Below are 19,320 nucleotides of genomic sequence, written 5' to 3'. Positions count from 1 at the left end.
ATGCCCGACTTCGTGCCCGGACGCACCCTCTCCCGGATGCTGTATGACGAGGCCGTCGCGCCGCTCCTCTTCCGCCACCTCCCCGGGCTCCCGCACGCGGCAGCGCTGCTCGGCGGCGGGTCGGAGGTGCTCGGGTTCGACACCGCGCGCTCCACCGACCACGACTGGGGCCCGCGCCTCCAACTCTTCCTCACCCCGCGCGACCTGGCCCGTCACGGCGGCCGGCTCCACGAGGTGCTCGACCAGCACCTCCCGCCGCACGTCGCCGGGTGGCCGATCGATCTCGCCCACCGCCGCGCCTCGCGCACCCCCGCTCCCGACGCGCCGCGACACGGCGTGGAGGTCACCACGCTCGGCGACTGGCTCACCGCGGCGCTCGGCTTCGACCCGCGCGACAGCGTCAGCGTGCTGCGCTGGCTGTCCATGCCGACCCAGCGTCTCGCCGAGGTCACCGGCGGGGCTGTCCATCACGACGACACCGGCGAACTCGGTCGCGTACGAACGGCTCTCGCGTGGTATCCGGACGACGTCTGGCGATACGTGCTGGCCGCAGGGTGGGACCGGGTCGGCCAGGACGAGCACCTCATGGCTCGGGCCGGGGAGGTCGGCGACGCCCTCGGCGCATCGGTCATTGCCGCACGCATCGTCCGCGACCTCATGCAGCTCGCGCTGCTGATGGAGCGCCGTTACCCGCCATACGCCAAATGGCTCGGGAGTGCGGTGGCCGCGCTGCCGGGTTCGGCCGGTCTGCACGGGCAGTTGCTGGCCACCGTCCGGGCCGGCGATCCCGCCGAGCGAGAACGTGAATATCTACTGGCTGCAACCCACCTCGCGCAGCGACACAACGAGCTCGGCATCACACCCCCGGTCGATCCCGCGCCACGGGCGTTCCACGACCGGCCCTTCCGGGTGCTGGGCGCCGACCGGTTCGCGACCGCACTCCTCGCGTCGATCGGCGACCCAGCAGTCCGGCAGCTACGGCCGGTCGGCAACCTCAGCCAGCTCAGCGACAACACGCAGGTGCTGGTGCACGCCGCGCGATACCTGCCGATCACCGAGGCGGCCCTGAGCTGACCAGGTGACCGTCACCTCGTGCGCGCCGCGAGCTCGTCGAGGGCCGGCACCGCGTCGTCCGCGCCGAACATCGTGAGCGCCTTGTCGGCGGGCATCGAACCCATCAGCCGCAGCACCGCGGGGTTGGCCCGCATCATCGCGGCTTCCTTCTCCGGCAACAGTTTTGCGAGCTCTTCGGCGAGCAGGTCGCCGCCGATCACCGGGTGGTCCAGCCATTCGTCGATCGAGGACTTGCGGGTCAGCGCCCGCACCGGCTCGTTGCCGTCCAGCTCGACCTCGGCCGCCGCGACGATGTCCCGCGCGTTGTCGCCGATCTCGATCCGGTAGCGACCGGCCGGCACCACCCACTGTGCGTCGTCGACGTCCCAGTAGGCGAACGCCCGGCTGTCGAGCTCGAAGCTCACCTGCTCGGACTGTCCCGGCGCCAGGGTGACCGACGTGAACGCGCGCAGTTCGCGCCGCGGGCGGTGCACCGGGCCTGCGGGAGCACCGACATACAGTTGCACGACCTGCCGGCCCTCCCGTGTTCCGGTGTTGGTCACCGTCGCGGTGACGCGTGCCGACACCGGACCGGTCGCCTCGGCAGCAAGGTCGGTGGTGCCGAAGGTCGTGTAGCTCAGCCCGTGCCCGAAGGGGTAACGCACCAGCGTGCCGACGGTCTGGTAGGCGCGGTAACCCACGAAAACGCCCTCGCCGTAACGCACTTCGCGATGATCGCCGGGGAAATTGAGGTATGCCGACGTGCTCTCGAGGCTGGTCGGGATCGTCTCCGAGAGGCGCCCGGACGGGTTGCTCGCGCCGTAGATCAGGTCGACGAGCGCGGCGCCACCCGCCTGCCCGAGCAGGAAGCCGTCGAGCACCGCGTCGACGTCGTCGTGCCAGCCTTCGAGCGTCACGACGCCGCCGTGCGACAGCACCACCACTGTGCGCGGGGCGGCGGCCGCCACCGCCCGGATCAGCTCCACCTGGTCCTCCGGCAGGCTCAGCCGGTCGCGGTCGAAGCCCTCGGACTCGTCGTCGTCCGCGAGACCGGCGAAAACCACTGCGACGACGGCATTTCGAGCGGCAGCGACCGCTTCGCTGCGGAGCGACTCAGCATCGCCACTGCCGTCGAGCGTGAAGCCCGCGGCGAACACCGCGCCGTCGCCGACCCGCGACCGGATCGTCTCCCAGGCGCCCTCGACCCGCGTGGGGTTGACGCGCGAGCTCCCGCCGCCCTGGAACCGCGGGGTGCGGGCAAACTCCCCGATCACCGCCACCGACGTCTCCGGGCGCAGGGGCAGGACGTCGCCGTCGTTCTTCAGCAGCACCGCACACGATGCCGCCACCTCACGCGCGATCGCGTGATGGGCGTCGACGTCGAAGTCACCGCCGCGGCCGGCGCTCCAGCGCCGCAGCGCGAGGACGCTGGCGACGGCGCGGTCGAGGTCGGCCTCGGCCAGGTCGCCGGACCGCACCGCGTCCACAATTGCCGACGCGGAGGCGGACGCCGGGCCCGGCATCTGCAGGTCGAGGCCGGCGGCCACCGACGCCACCGGGTCCTCGACCGCACCCCAGTCGGACATCACCAGACCGTCGAATCCCCACTGTTCCCTGAGGACTTCGGTGAGCAGCCACGGGTTCTCGGTCGCGTGCGTGCCGTTGATCTTGTTGTACGACGCCATGACCGTCGCCGCGCGGTTCTCTCGCACGACCCGCTCGAACGCCGGCAGGTAGATCTCCCGCAGCGTCCGTTCGTCGATCTGCGCGTCGACGCGCATCCGCTCGGTCTCCTGGTTGTTGGCCGCGAAGTGTTTCACCGACGCCCCGACCCCGCCGCCCTGCTGAGCCTCGACATGGGCCGCGCCCAGCGTCCCCGCGAGCAACGGGTCCTCCGAGTAGTACTCGAAGTTGCGACCGCACAGCGGCGTGCGCTTGATGTTGACGCCCGGGCCGAGCACGATGTCGACCCCGAGCGCGCGGGCCTCGACGGCGATCGCCGCCCCGACCTGCCGAGCGGCGTCCGTGCTCCAGCTGTTCCCGACCGCGACGGCCGGCGGGAAGCAGGTCGCCGGCGCGGCCTCGTTGAGCCCGAGCTCGTCACCGGTCGCCTTGCGCAGGCCGTGCGGACCGTCCGCGACCTGCACGCTCTCGATCCCGGCGTCCGGCACGTCGACCGTGGCCCAGAAGTTCTTCCCGGCGAAGAGCTCCGCCTTGGTCTCCAGTGGGAGCGCCGCGACGTCGACCTCGGCCGGTGGTGTCGATTGCGTTGTCACTGCGGTCCTTTCAGCGTCCGGTCAGGTGCTCGACGGCGAGCTGGTTGAGGCGCACGAAGCCGTAGTCGCGGTCCGCGGCCGCCTCGACGTCGAACGTCTCGTCCGTTGCGGCCAGGAAGTCACTCACCGACTCCCCCGCGTCGAGCGTGGGTTGCTGCAGCGAGCTGACGCCCGCGTAGTCCATCGCCTCGGTGACCCTGGGGTCGGCGCGGAAGGCGCGCGCCTTGTCGGCGAGCAGCAGGTAGGTCGACATGCAGGCCCGCGCCGAATCCCACACGCCCTGCATGTTCTCGGTGCGCGAGGGCTTGTAGTCGAAGTGTCGCGGTCCGGTGTAGCGCGGTGCGTCGGGCTGCCCGGGGAAGCCGTTCTCGAGCAGGTCCACCGTGAAGAACGCCGACAGCAGGTCACCGTGACCGAAGACCAGGTCCTGGTCGTACTTCAGGCCGCGCTGGCCGTTGAGGTCCAGGTGGAAGAGCTTGCCGCTCCACAGCGCCTGCGCGAGCTGGTGGCTGTAGTTGAGGTTGGCCATCTGCTCGTGCCCCGTCTCCGGGTTGAGCCCGACGATGTCGCCGTTGTCCAACTCGGCGATCAAGGCGAGGGCGTGTCCGACGGTCGGCAGCAGGATGTCGCCGCGAGGCTCGTTCGGCTTGGGTTCCAACGCAATCCGCAGGTCGTACCCCCGCTCCTTGATGTATGACGCAACGGTGTCCAGGCCCTCCTTGTAACGGTCGAACGCGGCATGGAGGTTCTTGCTGCCGTCATACTCCGCGCCCTCACGGCCGCCCCACATCACGAACGTGCTGGCGCCGCACTCGGCGGCGAGGTCGACCGCCTGCAGGATCTTGCGCAGCCCGAAGCGCCGCACTCCCCGGTCGTTGCTGGTCAGTCCACCGTCCTTGAAGACCGGATGGGTGAAGGTGTTGGTGGTGACCATCTCGATCACGATGCCCGCACTGTCGCAGGCTTCCTTGAGCTGCGTGACGCGGGAGCGCTTCGTCTGCTCGTCCGCGTCGAACTGGAAGACGTCGTTGTCGTGGAAGGTGATGCCCCACACCCCGAGCTCGCCGAGCTGCTTCACGTAGTCCCACGGCTCGAGCGGCGCACGCGTTGCGGCACCGAACGGGTCGGCACCGGTCCAGCCGACGGTCCACAGACCGAAGGAGAACTTGTCCGCCGGAGTCGGCGTGGCAGTAGGGGTCGTCATACGTCAATTCCTCACTCTCATCATGGATTTCGCTTCGCTGACAGCGACCGGTGTGTCCAGTTGTCGTCCTTCCGGCACGACCCGTAGCGGGCCCTCGACGCGGAACGACTCGACCAATGGCAGGTCGTCGCTCGACGTGCCGACGGCGACGTCGACGTCGCCCGGCTCGACGACCCGGCGACCGTCACGGCCGGTGAAGGAGAGCCGGTCGGCGTGCAGGTGGAAGGTCACGCGAGCCTCGGTGTCCGGCTCGAGGTCGACCTTCGCAAAACCGGCGAGCAGGCGCACGGGACGGACGACCTGTGCGACCGGGTCGGACAGGTAGAGCTGCACCACCTCGGCGCCGGGCCGGTCGCCGGTGTTGCGCACCGTCACGCCGACCTCGAGCTCGCCGTCGGCTGCGATGGTGTCGCTGGACAGGGTCAGGTCGACGACGTCGAACGTGGTGTAGCTGAGGCCGTGCCCGAAGGCGAAGGCGGGACGCGGGTCGAGGTTGGAGACGCCGTCGTTCGCGGTCGCGAGTAGCGGCCCGAGATAGGTGCCGGGCTGGCCGCCGCGGAGCGCCGGCAGGCCGACGGGCAGTTTCCCGCTCGGGTTGACCCGGCCGCTCAGCACGCCGGCGATCGCCGCGCCGCCTTCCTCGCCGGGCATGAACGCCTGGACGATGGCCGAGCACCGATCGACGTATTCGCCTACGGCATAAGGCCTTCCGGTGATCAGCACCAGCACCACGGGAACGCCACGCTCTGCGGCCGCGTCGAGCACGGCAGAGACCAGCTGCGGCTGGGCACCCGGCAGCGCGAGATCGACCACGTCGCAGCCTTCGCCCGAGGTGCCCCGGCCGAAGAGGCCCGCCAGGTCGCCCACGGTCAGCACCACGAGGTCGCTGCGGGTCACGAGATCGAGCGCCTCGGCGATGCCTGACGTGTCGGGGTCGGTGAAGTCGACGCCGCCGGCGTGCTCGACCTCCGCCTCCGGCAGCTCCTCCCGGAGAGCGTCGAGCACGGTCTGCAGTGCGATGCCGGCACCGTGTTCGGCGTAGCGGGACAGCACGTGGTTGGGGAAGGTGTAGCACCCGAGGTAGGTGCGCGGTTGCACCGCGGACGGTCCGATGAGGCCGATCCGGCGTGCACTGGAGCCGAGCGGGAGCAGGCCGGACTCGTTGCGCACCAGCACGATCGAGCGTTCCGCCATACGACGAGCATGGGCGCGATTGTCGTCGCTGTCGACCTCGATCGCTGCCGATGCCTGAGCGTCGGGCGCGGGTGACCAGCCGTCGTCCACCAGCCCCAGCTGCACCTTCTGGCGCAGCACGCGCCGCACCGCGGTGTCCAGCACTTCCGGGTCGACGCGGCCCGCGAGGACGGCGTCGGCCAGATCGGTGAAGCAGCTTGTCTCCGGCAGCTCCACGTCGAGCCCCGCGGCCAGCGCCTGCTCTCCGGCGTCGGCATGGGATGCGGCGACCCGGTGCATGGTGTCGAGGAAGGTCACCGCCCAGTAGTCGGAGACGACCGTGCCGTCGAATCCCCAACGATCCCTGAGGATTTCGGTCAACATCCGGTATGACGCCGCCGGTGGCTCGCCGTCCACGTCGGAGTAGGAGTTCATCACCGACCCGGCCCGGCCCAGCCGCACGGCCATCTCGAACGGCACGAGAATCACGTCCTCCAACTCCCGGCGCCCGATCGACACCGGCGCATGATTGCGCCCGGCACGGGAGGCCGAGTAGCCGGCGAAGTGCTTGAGCGTGGCGATCACCCCGGACTCCTGCAGCCCCTGCACGTAGGCGGTCCCGAGCGTCCCGACGACGTAGGGGTCCTCCCCCATCGTCTCCTCGACCCGGCCCCAGCGGTAGTCCCGCACCACGTCCAGCACCGGCGACAAGCCCTGGTGCACCCCGAGCGCGTGCATGTCGGCGCCGATCCGCCGCGCCATCTCGTGCACCAGCGCCGGCTCGAACGACGCACCCCACGCGATGGCAGCCGGATAGCAGGTCGCCCCGAGCATCGTGAAGCCGGTGAGGCACTCGTCGTGTGCGATCGCCGGGATGCCGAGCCGGTTGTTGTCCGCCACGAATTCCTGTGCGGCACGGAGCAATTGGGCCCCTTGCACGGGATCGACCGGTGCCGATCCGTACGGCCGGGTGAGGTGCCCGAGACCGTTCGACGCGGCCTCCGCCAGGGTCCGCCGGCCTTCGTCGAAGGCCGACTGCATCGGTGCGACGTCACCCTCGGCGTCGGGGTCGGCGGGCCGCTCCCAGAACGAGCCGAGCTGGGCGACCTTCTCCTCCGTGCTGAGCTCGGCGAGCAGCGACTCGACGCGCTCGTCGAGTGAGCGCGAGGGGTCGCGCCACGGGGCCTGCGTCATACGGTCTCCTTGGGCGTGGGTCATGGGTCATGGAACGTTGGTCACGGACTTTGGGTCACTTGCCGAATCCGGCGGTGAGGCCGGCCACCAGCTGGCGGCGGCCGACGATGTATGCCGCGAGGATCGGCAGGCAGGAGAGCACCACTGCGGCCAGCACGGCGGGGTGTCGGAGCTGAACTCGCCCTGGTAGCTCCACAGCGACAGCGGCAGGGTGCGCACGTTCTCGCTCTGGGTGAGGATCAGCGGGAAGAGGAAGCCGTTCCAGCAGTTGAGGGCGTCGTAGATCGCCACTGTCACGATCGCCGGCCGCGACAGCGGGATGACGAGGCTGACGAAGGTGCGCCAGTCGCTCGCCCCGTCGGCCTGCATCGAGTCGTAGAGCTCGACCGGGATGTCCCGCAGGTAGTTGACGAGGATCAGGACGGTGATCGGGATGGCGAACGCGATGCCGGGCAGGATCAGCGCCGGCAACGTGTCGTAGAGACCGAGCTGCACGATCAGGTAGTAGACCGGCACGATCGTCGCCTGGATCGGAATCGCTATGCCCAGCAAGAAGATTCGCTGCGACAGACGTGCCACGGCGGACACTCGGCGGACGATCACGTAGCTGGCCATGAGTGAGATCGCGACCACCACCGCCACGGTCACGACGGCGACGACGAGACTGTTGAGGAAGTAGCGCAGGAAGTCGTTCTGCAGCACGGTGCGGTAGGCCCGCAACGTCGGATTGGTCGGCAGACCGAGCGCATTGGAGTCGTAGTAGTCGCTCTGCGACTTCAGGCTGGTGATCACCACGTAGTAGATCGGGCCGATGGTGAGGATCAGCCAGAGGAAGCCCAGCAGGCCACCGGGCAGGTTGGGTCGGCGGTTCACCACGTCGCGGGTCATCACATGCCCTCCATCTGGCTCTCCATGCGGTCGCTGCCGCTCAGCCGGTTGAGCACCAGCGAGAAGGTGAGACCGAGCGCGATGAGGATCGCCGCGATGACGCTGGCCAGGCCCATCTGATTGCTCTGGAAACCCTGGAGATACATGTCGACCGGCAGGATCCGCGTCGCGTCACCGGGGCCACCGTTGGTCATCACGTAGATCAGGTCGAAGGAGGTGAGCGTTCCCACGACCATCAGCGTGGTGCTGGTGACGATCGTGTACTTCAGCTGCGGCAGGGTGATGCTGAAGAAGCAGCGCACCCGTCCGGCACCGTCCAGCTGGGCCGCTTCGTACATCGTCTGCGGGATCTGCCGCGCGCCCGCCTGGTAGAGCAGGGAGTGGAACGGGATGAAGCACCACGAGACGACCAGGATCACCACCCAGAACGCCAGCCCCGGCGAGCCGAGCCAATCCTGTTGCAGCACACCGAGATGCAAGGCACTGGACAACCCGAAGTTGGGGTCGAGCAGGTTCTTGAAGGCGATGCCGATGGCTGTCGCGGAGAACAGCAGCGGCAGGAAGTAGAGCACGGAGAAGACCGCGCGGTAGCGCTGCCGGCCGGCCATGAACACACCCAGCAGCAGGCTGATCGGGAACTGCACGACGAAGGTGGCCGCGCACATCAGGATGGTCAGCCACAGTGCGTGGTAGGTCGCGCTGCGCTGCAGCACCGTGGTCCAGTTGTCGAGCCCGGCGAACGACGGCGTGCCGAGGCCGTTCCAGGTGAAGAACGACAGGACCACGGTGCCGAGCAGCGGCACGAGACCGAAGAAGGCGAAGAACGCCATGGCCGGGACGAGCATCCACAGGCTGGGCCCGCGGCGGCCGGAGACGTGACTCGTGACCGATGCGGCCGAGCGCTCGCCGGGAGCGGCGGGCGGGGCGAGGGTGCTTCCCGGCATACTCATTTGATCGTGCCGTTCATCGCCGCGATGTACTGCGCTCCCGTGGCCTGGCCGAGGAAGAACTGCGACAGCTTGGTGAGCAGCGTCTGCGCCTGGGAGTCCGAAAGCGCCTGGTCCCAGGACAATTGGAACGACTTCGCGTTCTGCGTCATGGTGTAGGTGTATTCGAGGAAGTCCTTGTCCTTGCTGGCCGCGAGCTGGCCCTCGATGTTCTGCACCGCGGGGACCAGGCCCATGTCGATGAGTTCCTTGCATGCCTTGTCGTTGAGGTTGTAAGTGTCGAGGAATTTCGCCGCCTGGTCCTGGTTCTGCTTCGACGCCTTGGCCGAGACCGAGAAGTAGTTGGACGGGTTGCCGTAGACGTCGCTCTTGTCGCCGACCCCGCCCTCGACCGTCGGGAAGTCGAACCAGCCGAGATTGCCCTGCTTGACCCACGCGGCGGCGTCACCCGTGAAGGTGGTGTAGACCCAGCTGCCCTGCAACAGCATCGCGGCCTTGTTGGTGTAGACCAGCGCGGCATCGGCGTTGTTGTCGGCGACCACGGAGCCGAACCGGTTGCCGAACGCGCCGGCGTCGATGAGCTGCTTCAGCTTCTCGAAGGCCTTGCTGAAGGCCGGGTCCGACCACGCGCCCTTGGTCTGCTCAAACACCTTCTTGAAGGGCTCCGGGCCGCCGATCCGGTCCACCAGGTATTCGATCCACATCAGCTCCGGCCACTGACTCTGGCCGGCGAGCGCGATCGGCAGGATGCCCTTGGCCTTGAAGGTCCGGACCGCGCTCAGCAGCTGGCCGAAGGTGGTCGGCACCTGCACACCGGCCTGCTTGAACAGCAGCTTGTTGTAGTAGAAGAGCACCGGCTGGGAGTTGTTGATCGGCACCGCGTAGACCTTGCCGTCGACCTTCCCCACATCGAGCACCGACGGGATCACCCGCTTGGTGAGATTGGGGATCTTGTCGGTGAGGTCGACCACGTCCTTGCTCGCGACGTAGTCCTTGAGCGTGCCGCCGGCCCACGAGTAGATCAGCGTCGGGCCGTTGCCGGAGCCGACCGACGTGCGGATCTTCTGCTTGTAGGAGTCGTTGGCGAAGTACTGCACGGTGAACTTGTGATCGGGGTTGGCGGAGTTCCACGCGGCAAAGGTGTCCTTGAAGACCTGCTCGGGGCCTCCGGTGAGTGCCCAGGCGCTGAGCCCCGCGGACCCACCCCCTGCCTGGCCCGCCTTACTGCCGCAGGCGGCGAGGGCGAAGAGCGGCGCGCTGGCGACCGCACCTTTCAGAAGCTGACGACGAGAGACGGACATGGACGGCTCCTTCGCTTCGTTGCGAAAACGCTCACGAAATATTTTCCGAAAACTTTCGAGTGCGGGTACCGTAGACCCGCCCGACCGGCCGGTCAAGGGCTTTGGCAAGTCTTCACAACCGACAAGGAGCAGTGGGTGAGCGCGAATCTGCGCGCAGTGGCGGACGACGCGGGCGTCTCGATGTCGACGGCGTCGAAGGTGCTCAACGGCCGTCCCGACGTCAGCCCGGAGACGCAGGAGCGGGTGCTGCGGTCGGCCGCGACCCTCGGCTACCAATCACGCCATCGGGCCCGCCGCCGGCTGCCGTCGGTGCTGATGCTCTTCGACGATCTGGTCAGCCCCTACTCGCTGGCGGTGATGAGCGGCGCCACCGAGGCGGCCGCGCGTTCGCGGCAGTCGCTGACCGTCGAGCGGGTCATCGAGGACATCGAGCCGCGAGCGCTCAGCAAGGCCTGGTTCGACGCCGCGGCCGCTCGCGGTGTCGGCGGAATCATCGCGGTGACAACGCCACTCACCGATCGCGAGGTCGAGTGGTGCGCGCAGGCCGGGCTCGCGCTGGTGGTCGTCGACCCGATCGGCACGGTGAGCAAATCGGTCGTGTCGATCTCGGCGACCAACTGGGCCGGCGGCCGCGCCGCGACGGAGCACCTCATCTCGCTCGGGCATCGCCGGATCGGCTTCGTCGACGGGCCGCCGACCTCATTGCCCGCACGCGAGCGACTGCACGGCTACACCAGCGCCCTGATCGATCACGGGATCGAGCCGTCACCGGAGCTGCGCGCCGGTGACCTGTATGCCGTGGAGCAGGCCCGCCACGCCGGCCATCAGCTGCTGGCCCTGCCCGACCGGCCGACCGCGATCTTCGCCTCGAGCGACGCGAGCGCGCTCGGCACCCTTCGGGCGGCCACCGAGCGCGGCCTCGCCGTGCCCGACGACCTGTCCATCGTCGGTTTCGACGACACGATCATGGCGCGGTGGGCGCCCGTGCCGATGACCACGGTCCGTCAGCCGCTGGCCGCGATGGGCAAGGTCGCCGTCGAGCGCGTCGTGGCGCTCGCCGAGGACCCGGGTGCCTTCGCGCACCCGTTCCAGCTGGAGACCGAGCTGATCGTGCGCGAGACGACGGCGCCACCCCGCTGAAAACGGTTGGGGCGCAGCTGCTTTCAGTGCCTTTCACACATCGCCAGGGCTGGCGTATTCACGGGTCCGGTGCAGCAGCCGGTAGCAGGCACCGGCGAGCAGGAGGGCGCCCAGCCCGGAGAGCACCGGCACGAGGTAGCCGGCTCGGGCGCCGGCGTGCTGGACGACCGCGCCGCTGATCGCGGAGCCCGCGGCGACGCCGACCACGGTGCCGGTGAAGACCAGGCCCATCGACTCGTTGACCTGTGAGGGCGGCACGAGCGCCTGGGCCAGCTTCATCGAGGTGATCAGGGTCGGTGCCGTGGCGATGCCGGCGACGAGGAGCACGGCGGCGAGCGCGGGCAGCGAGGTCACGAGCAGGACCGGTGCCTCGAGCAGGAACATCCCGCCGGTGCCGAGCACGAGCGCGCGAGCCAGCGACCCTCGGGTGGCGCGCGCGCCGACGACCAGCGCCGAGGTCGCCGAGCCGATCGCGAACACCGCGAGGATCAGCCCGGCCAGGTCCTTGCGGCCGAGCTCACCCGAAAAGGCAAGCGTGACAACCTCGTTCGAGCCGAAGATGCCACCCGTAAGCACCATGACCGTCGCCACGACCAGCACCGCCGGATTGCGTATGACGAGTGCCGCGACCGCGCCCTCCTCGCGGTGCACCGGCGGCTCGGTCGACCGGGCGGACACGAAGACGAGAGCGCCCACGGCATACAGGACGAACGCGGCGATGAGCCCGGCCTCCGGCTCGATGGTGGTCGCGAGCAACACTGCGACGGCGGGCCCCACCACGAACGACAGTTCGTCGAGCACCTGCTCCAGCGACATCGCGGTGTGCAGCCGGCCGGGGCTGTCCGCCAGCAGGTAGGACCACCGCGCGCGGCTCATCGACCCGGTCGAGACGACCACCGCGGACAGCCCGTAGCCGACGAACAGCGTCCAGTCGGGGGCGCCGACCCACGAGGCGACGATCAGGGCGGCACCCCAGAGGGTGCTCCACGCGGTGAGTGGCAGCGTGACCCGGCGCTGACCCCGCCGGTCGATGACCCGACCGACGCTCGACGCGGTGGCCGCGAGCACGACCAGACCGACCGCGGACACCGCACCGGCCAGCCCATAGGAGCCACGTCGGCCGGAAACCATTGCAACCACTGCGACTCCGAACATCGCGCCGCCGAGGCGGGCGATGCCGGAGCCGAGTAGGAAGGTGCGTGCACCGGGCACCGCGAGCAGTGCCCGGTAGGGCGTCAGCACCGACGCCTTACGAAGGAGCGCTCAGCCTTCGTTCCACTCCTTGTCGGCCTTGTCCCACTCCTCGGTGCGCTCGCGCGCCGACTCCAGCGCGTTGCGCGCCTCGTCCTCGGAGTCGTACGGGCCGAGCAGCTTCGCCTTGGGGTCGGTCTCCCCGTCCTTCTCCACCTGACGCGTGTCGACGTTGAACCAGTAGGCCACTTCGGTGCTCCTCACTCATGACGGATGCGCGGTGCGCGCTGTCTTGCTCCTTAGACTGCACCATATGTCCGCGACCAGCACTCCCGTCCGACCCGGTCGGCTCAGTCCCCGACGCCCGGTGCCGGCGAGCATCGCCCGCCCCGAGTACGTCGACCGTCCCGCCCCGGCGGAGTTCACTGGTTCGGAGGTGCGCGACCCCGACCTGATCGAGCGGATCCGGGTCTCCTCGCGGATCGCGGCGCAGGCTCTGCAGGCCGCGGGCGCCGCCGTACGGCCCGGCGTCACCACCGACGAACTCGACCGCATCGGGCACGAGTTCGTCCTCGACCACGGCGCCTATCCCTCGACGCTGGGTTACCGCGGCTTCCCCAAGTCGCTCTGCACCAGCGTCAACGAGGTGATCTGCCACGGCATCCCCGACGACCGCGAGCTGCAGGACGGCGACATCGTCAAGATCGACATCACCGCCTACAAGGACGGCGCGCACGGCGACAACTGCGCGACCTTCCTGGTCGGCGACGTCGACGAGGAGTCCCGGCTGCTGGTCGAGCGCACCGAGGAGGCGATGATGCGCGGCATCAAGGCCGCCAAGCCGGGGCGCGAGGTCAACGTCATCGGCCGGGTCATCGAGATGTACGCCTCGCGCTTCGGGTATGGCGTGGTGCGCGACTACACCGGTCACGGGGTCGGCCCGGTCTTCCACTCCGGGCTGATCATCCCCCACTACGACTCGGCCCCGGCGCACGCGGACGTCATCCAGCCCGGGATGACCTTCACCGTCGAGCCGATGCTCGACCTCGGCACCGCCGACTGGGACCTCTGGGACGACGGCTGGACCGTGGTGACCAAGGACAAGCGGCGCTCGGCGCAGTTCGAGCACACCATCCTGATCACCGAGTCCGGCCCGGAGATCCTCACACTGCCGTAAGGTTTCTCGGCGCACGACACGACGAAGGAGTCCGCACTGCCATGAGCAAGACCTACCCACTCGGGATCGACGTCGGCGGCACCGGCATCAAGGGCGCACCGGTCGACCTGGACAAGGGCGAGTTCGCCAAGGACCGGCTGCGCATCGAGACTCCCGAGGAGTCGACGCCGGACGCGGTCGCGGACATCATCGCGCAGATCGCCGACAACTTCGCTGCCGAGACCGGCAAGGAGCCGATCGGCATCACGCTGCCGGCGGTGGTCACCCACGGCGTCGTGCGCACGGCCGCGAACATCGACCGGTCATGGATCGGCACCAACGTCGAGGAACTCTTCAGCAAGAAGCTCGGCCGCACGGTGACCGTCGTCAACGACGCGGACGCGGCGGGTGTCGGCGAGCTGCACTACGGCGCGGCGCGCAACACCGACGGCCTCGTGCTGGTGTCGACCCTCGGCACCGGTATCGGGTCGGCGTTGCTTAATTACGGTGTGCTGGTTGCTAATTCGGAGCTCGGCCACCTCGAGATCGACGGACACGACGCCGAGTCCAAGGCGGCCGAGAGCGCGCGGGAGAAGGACGATCTGTCCTGGGAGAAGTGGGCGGAGCGGCTGCAGCGCTACTTCAGCCACATCGAGGACCTGCTGTGGCCGGACCTGATCGTGGTCGGCGGCGGCGTCTCCAAGAAGGCTGACAAGTTCCTGCCGTTGCTGCACCTGCGGGCACCGATCGTCGCCGCGCAGCTGCAGAACGCCGCCGGCATCGTCGGGGCCGCCTGGCTGGCCCATCAGGCGGACGCCGAATAGCTGATCGAGTAGCGGCGAGGAACGAGCCGCGTATCGAGACCAGCCCCCAACCCGCTGATCGAGTAGCGGCCGGGCTCAACCCGCTGGTCGAGTAGCGGCCGGGCTCAACCCGCTGGTCGAGTAGCGGCCGGGCTCAACCCGCTGGTCGAGTAGCGGCCGGGCTCAACCCGCTGGTCGAGTAGCGGCGAGACTCAACTCGCTGATCGAGTAGCGGCGAGGAACGAGCCGCGTATCGAGATCAGCGCCCGCCGAGCCTCGCCCGCTGGGCCGCGACCTTCTGCTTGGCCGCCGGGATGCCTCGCTTGAGCGCGTGCCGCACCTTGGGCAGCGCGGAGGCGAAGACCGGGTAGAGCGGCGACAGCGGCTTGTCCCAGGTGCCGATCAGCAGGTCCTCGTGCTTGGCGAACTGCCGTTTGAAGTCGGAGATGCCGTCGTTGAGCAGACCGTTGAAGTCGTAGCGGGAAACGCCTTGTGCCTTCACGTGTTTCATCGCGTGGAACTTCAGGCCGTAGTTGAGCCGCAGCTTCATGCCGCGGGGTGACACCCCGCCATACAGCTCGAAGGCGGTGGTGTCGGAGACGACGAGCCAGACGAACGCGACGACCTCGTCGCCCTCCCACGCGGCGAGCAGCTGCGACCGCTCCCCCATCAGGTCACGGATCGCGCGGTGATAGCCGTCGTCGTGTACGGCGAAACCAGCGCGCTTGCCGGTCTCCCGGTTGATCGCCAGCACCTGCTCGAGGTCGGCGTCGGTGGTGACCTCACCGAAGCGAACGTCCTTGGCGCGGAAGGATTTACGGACGTTCTGCCGGGTCGAGGAGCTGAAGGCGGCCAGTAGGTCGTCCTCGTCCGGGGTCAGGTCGACGATGAGCGTGCGCGGGATCAGGCCGGTGTTCGCGCTGCGCGAGAAGCCGGCGGCGGCGACCTGCTGCAACCAGCCGGTCGGGGGTGCCGCCTCGATCGCGGCGACCTCCTCGTCCGAGACGGCCTTGGGAAGCGGCGACGCCGGCTCCGCCCAGTCCGGCTCGATCGACAACGCCACCGAGCCGCGTTCCCGCTTGACGTGGTCGGCGAGCGCGGTCAGCACCGCGGCACGATCGGCTTCCTCGGCGACCGGGCCACGCGGGACGTACGCGAGCGACTTCAGGGGCGGCGGCAGCCGGCGGTAGAGCACCTGGGCGCAACCGACGAGGCGGTCACCGTCGTGCACGAGCAGCCGGTCGGCGCTCCAGGCGTAACGCGACTTGAGTTCGCCCCAGCCCCACAACTGCAGTGGGTGGCCGCCGGAGGTCACCACCGTGCGGTCCCAGACGTCGCGGTCGCGGCAAGAGGTCACACGCAAAGTCACGGCGCCCAAGTTACCGGCGGCCGACCGGCCGGTGCGAATCACCGCGCCGAGTCGCGGGTCAGCGGGCGCGAGCCGCCTTGACGACCTTGCCCGACGGCTTGCCGGTCAGCGCGTAGCGTCGCCCGCCGAGCCGCTCGGCGAATCCGGCCTTGGCGAGCCGGTGCATGGTGACCGGGCATTTCTTGCAGCGTGGCTTGTCCTCGCAGCACTTCTTCTTCACGGTCACGACGGGCACGCGACCATCATAGGTGAGGCTTACCTATGCGGGCGACAACCGGCGGTCACAGATTCGTGGTGCCGGCCCCGCGCAGGTCGTGCACCTGCACCCCGCCCTCGCGACCGAACTGCTCGATCTGGCCCAGATAGACCGAGCGGCCGGTGTCGGTGAGGAGCCCGTCGTGGATCGGGATGACCGCCTGGGGCGCGATCCGGCGTACGAAGTCGATGGTCTCCTTGACCGCACACCACGGCGCGCTCACCGGCACCGCGAGCAGGTCGACGTCGCCGGCCGGTGCGCCGTCGAGCGCGTCACCGGGGTGGTAGACCGACGGCTCGCCCGGCGAGCTGAAGTAGAGGCCGACGTTGGCGATCCGCGGCAGCTCCTCGTAGATCACCGCGTGCTGCGCGCCGACCGGTGTGACCTCGAGCTGACCGATCGCGAAGGTCTCCCCCGCGACGTTCGGTTTCGCCTCGATCTCCTTGTCCGCCAACAGTTTCACCGTCTCAGGGTCGGCGCGCAGGTCCGCTCCCGGGTTGCGCTGCAGTAGGCCCGGGAGCTTGTCGGGGTCGAGGTGGTCGAAGTGCTGGTGGGTGACCAGGACGGCGTCGAGATCGGTGACGTCGTCATACGAGGAGAAGGCGCCGGGGTCGACCAGGACCCGGCTACCGGCGGACTCGATGAGCAGGCAGGCGTGGCCGAGGTGTGTGATGTTCATTCCTGCACCGTATGCCGCGCGCCTGCGGCGCGAGTGGCGCCCGCCCGCGGACCTACCCGTAGAATTGCCGAACGTGAAGTTTCTCGGCGACCGCCCGGCATACGACCTGACCTACAACGACGTCTTCATGGCGCCCTCGCGGTCCTCGGTGACCAGCCGCCTCGACGTCGACCTGACCACACCGGACGGCGTCGGCACGACGATCCCGCTGGTGGTGGCCAACATGACCGCCGTCGCGGGCCGCCGGATGGCCGAGACGGTGGCGCGGCGCGGCGCGATGGCCGTGCTGCCGCAGGACATCCCGGAGCACGCGATGCGGGAAACCGTCGACTACGTCAAGAGGCGGCACCCGGTCTACGAGACTCCGGTGACGGTCGACGCGGACGCGCCGGTCGGGGGCGTGCTGGCGCTCATCGGCAAGCGCGCCCACCGCACCGCGATCGTGGTCGACGCCGATCACGCGCCGATCGGCCTGGTGACCGAGCGCCATTGTCTCGAGGTGGACCGCTTCGCCACCGTCGGAGAGGTGATGACCCGCGACCTCTTCACGGTCAAGGACGGCGACGACCTCAACGCCACCTTCGACGCGCTGACCGAGCACCACTTCGAGTTGGCTCCTGTCGTGCGCGACGGCGCGCTCGCCGGGGTGCTCACCCGCAAGGGCATCCTGCGGTCGGCGATCTACCGGCCCGCGCTCGACGACCAGGGCCGGCTGCGCATCGGCGTCGCCATCGGCATCAACGGCGACGTCGAGGGCAAGGCTCGCGCCGCGCTGGACGCGGGCGCCGACGTGCTCGTCGTCGACACCGCGCACGGCCACCAGGACAAGATGCTCGAGGCGCTGTCGGTGGTCCGCACCGCGCGGCACGCCTTCGAGGGCGAGCGCGGCACCCGCATCCCGATCGCCGCCGGCAACGTCGTCACCGCCGACGGCGCCCGCGACCTGGCCGAGGCAGGGGCCGACATCGTCAAGGTCGGCGTCGGCCCGGGCGCGATGTGCACCACCCGGATGATGACCGGCGTCGGACGCCCGCAGTTCTCGGCAGTGCTCGAATGTGCAGCAGCAGCAACGGAAGTCGGCGCCTCGGTCTGGGCCGACGGTGGCGTGAAGTATCCGCGCGACGTCGCCCTCGCCCTCGCCGCGGGTGCGGGTTCGGTGATGGTCGGCTCGTGGTTCGCCGGCACGTGGGAGAGCCCCGGTGATCTCAACAAGGCGAGCGACGGACGGCTCTACAAGGAGTCGTTCGGGATGGCGAGTGCGCGTGCGGTGAGCAACCGCACACAGTCGCGCAGTGCCTTCGACCGCGCCCGGTCGGCGTTGTTCGAGGAGGGCATCTCCTCGTCGCGGATGTTCCTCGACGCGAGCCGGCCCGGAGTGGAGGACCTCATCGACTCGATCATCGCCGGCGTGCGGTCGAGCTTCACCTACGCCGGTGCCCGCACGATCGGCGAGTTTCGCGAGCGTGCCGTCGTCGGGGTGCAGAGCGCCAGCGGGTATGACGAGGGTCGCCCGCGCGAGACGTCCTGGTGACCGCCGCGGCGGCTCGGGGTAGCGGCCGACGGACGCAATCGGTGGGCGCGGTCAGGCGGTTGCGGCCGGCGCACCGCTGCCGGTGACAGCACTGCCTGTAACAGCACTGCCTGTAACAGCACTGCCTGTGATGCCGCTGCCGGTGACAGCGTTGCCGGTGACGCCACGCCCCTCTCCCGCGCCGGTGATGCCGGCGTCGGCGCGGCGGCGCAGCAGGAAGTCGCGCGCACCGGTCAGGTCGTCGGTGTTGAGGTAGTCGACCCCGGCGTCCAGGAGTGCGTTCCAGAGGTTGTCGCGGGCGGGGCCACGGCCGTCGGGGGTGCCCCAGAAGCGCACCCGCTGACCGCGACCGTGCGCCGCATCGACCAGGTGCTGCAGGCGCAGCCGCTCGGTGGCCGGCATCGGCCCCTCACCGGTCCAGGAGAACAGCCCCGGCCAGCTGTCGCTGAGCAGCGGCATCGTGCTCGCCGTGCCGTGCTCGGACCCCGGCCGCAACCGACCGTCGACTCCGGTCCAGCGCAGCGGCGCGTCGAAGTTCTTGCCGGCCAGCGTGCCGCTCGCCACCGCGGTCACCGGGCCCGGCACCAGCTCACCCTCGTGCCAGCTGCTGAACAGCTCGGGATACTCGGCCAGCTGCCGCTCGATGATCGGGCGCGCATTGCCGGGGTCGCTCTTGAGGTCGATGAGCAGCAGCACCGACTCGTTGAATCCCTCGTAGATGCAACCCTTTTCGCGGACCAGCTCGGCCAGCGGGTCGAGGTAGAGACGACGCAGGGTGCGCAACGGGTTGGGCCAGCTGTGCCCGATGAAGAGCTGCCCACGGACCATCCAGAGGTCCGCCTCGATGCTGGTGAATCCGGCCGCGAGGGCGTCCCAGAGCGGTCGCCGGTGGGCGTAGTCGCCGTGCGCATGCGTCCCGGGCAGGGCGGCCGGTGCCACCTGTTCAAGAGAGCGGGTCCCCAGTGCGCGCATCGTCATACGTCCACCATGATCGGTGTGGGTCGCCCGTTCAGCAAACTGACATCGAACGCCAGACGGCGATCAGGTGGCGGCTTGGGCAGTTTCGGCTGCGGCCAGCACGGTCCCGTCCTGGCCGCAGCCGAGCCGCCGCTTGCCCGCTGCTCGAGTAACCGGCCCCTCCCGACGCTGATCGAGTAGG

17 protein-coding genes are annotated in these 19,320 nt (G+C 69.4%); 5 read left to right on the top strand and 12 right to left on the bottom strand.

All coding sequences use genetic code 11. The annotated features are described in order from the left end of the window. Positions 1-1,074, top strand: coding sequence for a DUF4037 domain-containing protein (locus HJ588_RS15205; RefSeq protein WP_171157047.1), 1,074 nt, complete (start codon positions 1-3; stop codon positions 1,072-1,074). A gap of 11 nt (positions 1,075-1,085) precedes the next feature. Here the strand turns inward: HJ588_RS15205 and HJ588_RS15200 are convergent, their stop codons facing one another. From HJ588_RS15200 to HJ588_RS15175, 6 genes are read right to left on the bottom strand one after another with little or no spacing between them, the layout of a single operon-like run. Then, entirely contained in the window at positions 1,086-3,329 is a 2,244-nt protein-coding gene (locus HJ588_RS15200; protein ID WP_171157045.1) for a glycoside hydrolase family 3 C-terminal domain-containing protein, read from the bottom strand. A gap of 10 nt (positions 3,330-3,339) precedes the next feature. Further along, positions 3,340-4,533: a xylose isomerase gene (xylA, locus tag HJ588_RS15195; RefSeq protein WP_171157043.1), complete on the bottom strand. Its 1,194-nt coding sequence runs from the start codon at positions 4,531-4,533 to the stop codon at positions 3,340-3,342. 3 nt (positions 4,534-4,536) lie between these two features. Next, complete coding sequence (locus HJ588_RS15190; RefSeq protein WP_171157041.1) at positions 4,537-6,900, bottom strand: beta-glucosidase; 2,364 nt, start codon at positions 6,898-6,900, stop codon at positions 4,537-4,539. A 27-nt stretch (positions 6,901-6,927) separates the two neighbouring features. Then, complete coding sequence (locus HJ588_RS15185; protein WP_343036749.1) at positions 6,928-7,788, bottom strand: carbohydrate ABC transporter permease; 861 nt, start codon at positions 7,786-7,788, stop codon at positions 6,928-6,930. Then, a complete protein-coding gene (locus tag HJ588_RS15180; protein WP_171157039.1) occupies positions 7,788-8,732 on the bottom strand; it encodes an ABC transporter permease subunit in 945 nt (314 codons plus the stop codon). The genes HJ588_RS15185 and HJ588_RS15180 overlap by 1 nt, the downstream gene beginning before the upstream one ends. Before the next feature lie 2 nt (positions 8,733-8,734). Next, on the bottom strand, positions 8,735-10,036 hold the full coding sequence (locus HJ588_RS15175) for an extracellular solute-binding protein (protein ID WP_171157037.1): 1,302 nt from the start codon (positions 10,034-10,036) through the stop codon (positions 8,735-8,737). Between the two features lie 135 nt (positions 10,037-10,171). Between HJ588_RS15175 and HJ588_RS15170 the strand changes: the two genes are divergently transcribed. Then, a complete protein-coding gene (locus HJ588_RS15170; protein WP_343036748.1) occupies positions 10,172-11,176 on the top strand; it encodes a LacI family DNA-binding transcriptional regulator in 1,005 nt (334 codons plus the stop codon). Between the two features lie 33 nt (positions 11,177-11,209). On the opposite strand, the gene HJ588_RS15165 is transcribed toward HJ588_RS15170, so the two are convergent. Together HJ588_RS15165 and HJ588_RS15160 are read right to left on the bottom strand one after the other, a co-directional pair. Beyond that, positions 11,210-12,418, bottom strand: coding sequence for an MFS transporter (locus HJ588_RS15165; RefSeq protein WP_171157036.1), 1,209 nt, complete (start codon positions 12,416-12,418; stop codon positions 11,210-11,212). A gap of 21 nt (positions 12,419-12,439) precedes the next feature. Further along, complete coding sequence (locus HJ588_RS15160; RefSeq protein WP_265447077.1) at positions 12,440-12,631, bottom strand: methionine aminopeptidase; 192 nt, start codon at positions 12,629-12,631, stop codon at positions 12,440-12,442. Positions 12,632-12,680: 49 nt separating this feature from the next. Between HJ588_RS15160 and map the strand changes: the two genes are divergently transcribed. Together map and ppgK are read left to right on the top strand one after the other, a co-directional pair. Beyond that, positions 12,681-13,544: a type I methionyl aminopeptidase gene (gene map / locus HJ588_RS15155; RefSeq protein ID WP_171157031.1), complete on the top strand. Its 864-nt coding sequence runs from the start codon at positions 12,681-12,683 to the stop codon at positions 13,542-13,544. 41 nt (positions 13,545-13,585) lie between these two features. Further along, positions 13,586-14,347, top strand: a complete 762-nt coding sequence (gene ppgK, locus HJ588_RS15150) for a polyphosphate--glucose phosphotransferase (RefSeq protein ID WP_171157029.1) — start codon at positions 13,586-13,588, stop codon at positions 14,345-14,347. A gap of 238 nt (positions 14,348-14,585) precedes the next feature. On the opposite strand, the gene HJ588_RS15145 is transcribed toward ppgK, so the two are convergent. The 3 genes from HJ588_RS15145 to HJ588_RS15135 are packed head-to-tail and all read right to left on the bottom strand — an operon-like array spanning position 14,586 to position 16,630. Beyond that, positions 14,586-15,695, bottom strand: coding sequence for a lipid II:glycine glycyltransferase FemX (locus HJ588_RS15145; RefSeq protein ID WP_343036747.1), 1,110 nt, complete (start codon positions 15,693-15,695; stop codon positions 14,586-14,588). Positions 15,696-15,753: 58 nt separating this feature from the next. After that, complete coding sequence (locus tag HJ588_RS15140) at positions 15,754-15,930, bottom strand: hypothetical protein (protein ID WP_171155826.1); 177 nt, start codon at positions 15,928-15,930, stop codon at positions 15,754-15,756. A 46-nt stretch (positions 15,931-15,976) separates the two neighbouring features. Continuing rightward, positions 15,977-16,630 (bottom strand): MBL fold metallo-hydrolase, encoded by a 654-nt coding sequence (locus tag HJ588_RS15135; RefSeq protein ID WP_171157027.1) that lies wholly within the window; start codon positions 16,628-16,630, stop codon positions 15,977-15,979. 73 nt (positions 16,631-16,703) lie between these two features. On the opposite strand from HJ588_RS15135, the gene HJ588_RS15130 reads away from it, so the two are divergent. Then, positions 16,704-18,161, top strand: coding sequence for a GuaB1 family IMP dehydrogenase-related protein (locus HJ588_RS15130; RefSeq protein WP_171157024.1), 1,458 nt, complete (start codon positions 16,704-16,706; stop codon positions 18,159-18,161). A gap of 51 nt (positions 18,162-18,212) precedes the next feature. Here HJ588_RS15130 and HJ588_RS15125 read toward each other — a convergent pair whose 3' ends face one another. Next, positions 18,213-19,139 carry a phosphatidylinositol-specific phospholipase C/glycerophosphodiester phosphodiesterase family protein gene (locus HJ588_RS15125; protein WP_171157022.1) on the bottom strand — a complete coding sequence of 309 codons (927 nt, stop codon included), beginning with the start codon at positions 19,137-19,139 and terminating at the stop codon, positions 18,213-18,215. Positions 19,140-19,320 lie beyond the last annotated feature (181 nt).

Origin of the sequence: Flexivirga aerilata, assembly GCF_013002715.1 — a bacterium.
In the GTDB taxonomy this organism is placed as follows: Bacteria; Actinomycetota; Actinomycetes; order Actinomycetales; family Dermatophilaceae; genus Flexivirga; species Flexivirga aerilata.
This window is presented reverse-complemented; position numbering and strand designations above follow the sequence as displayed.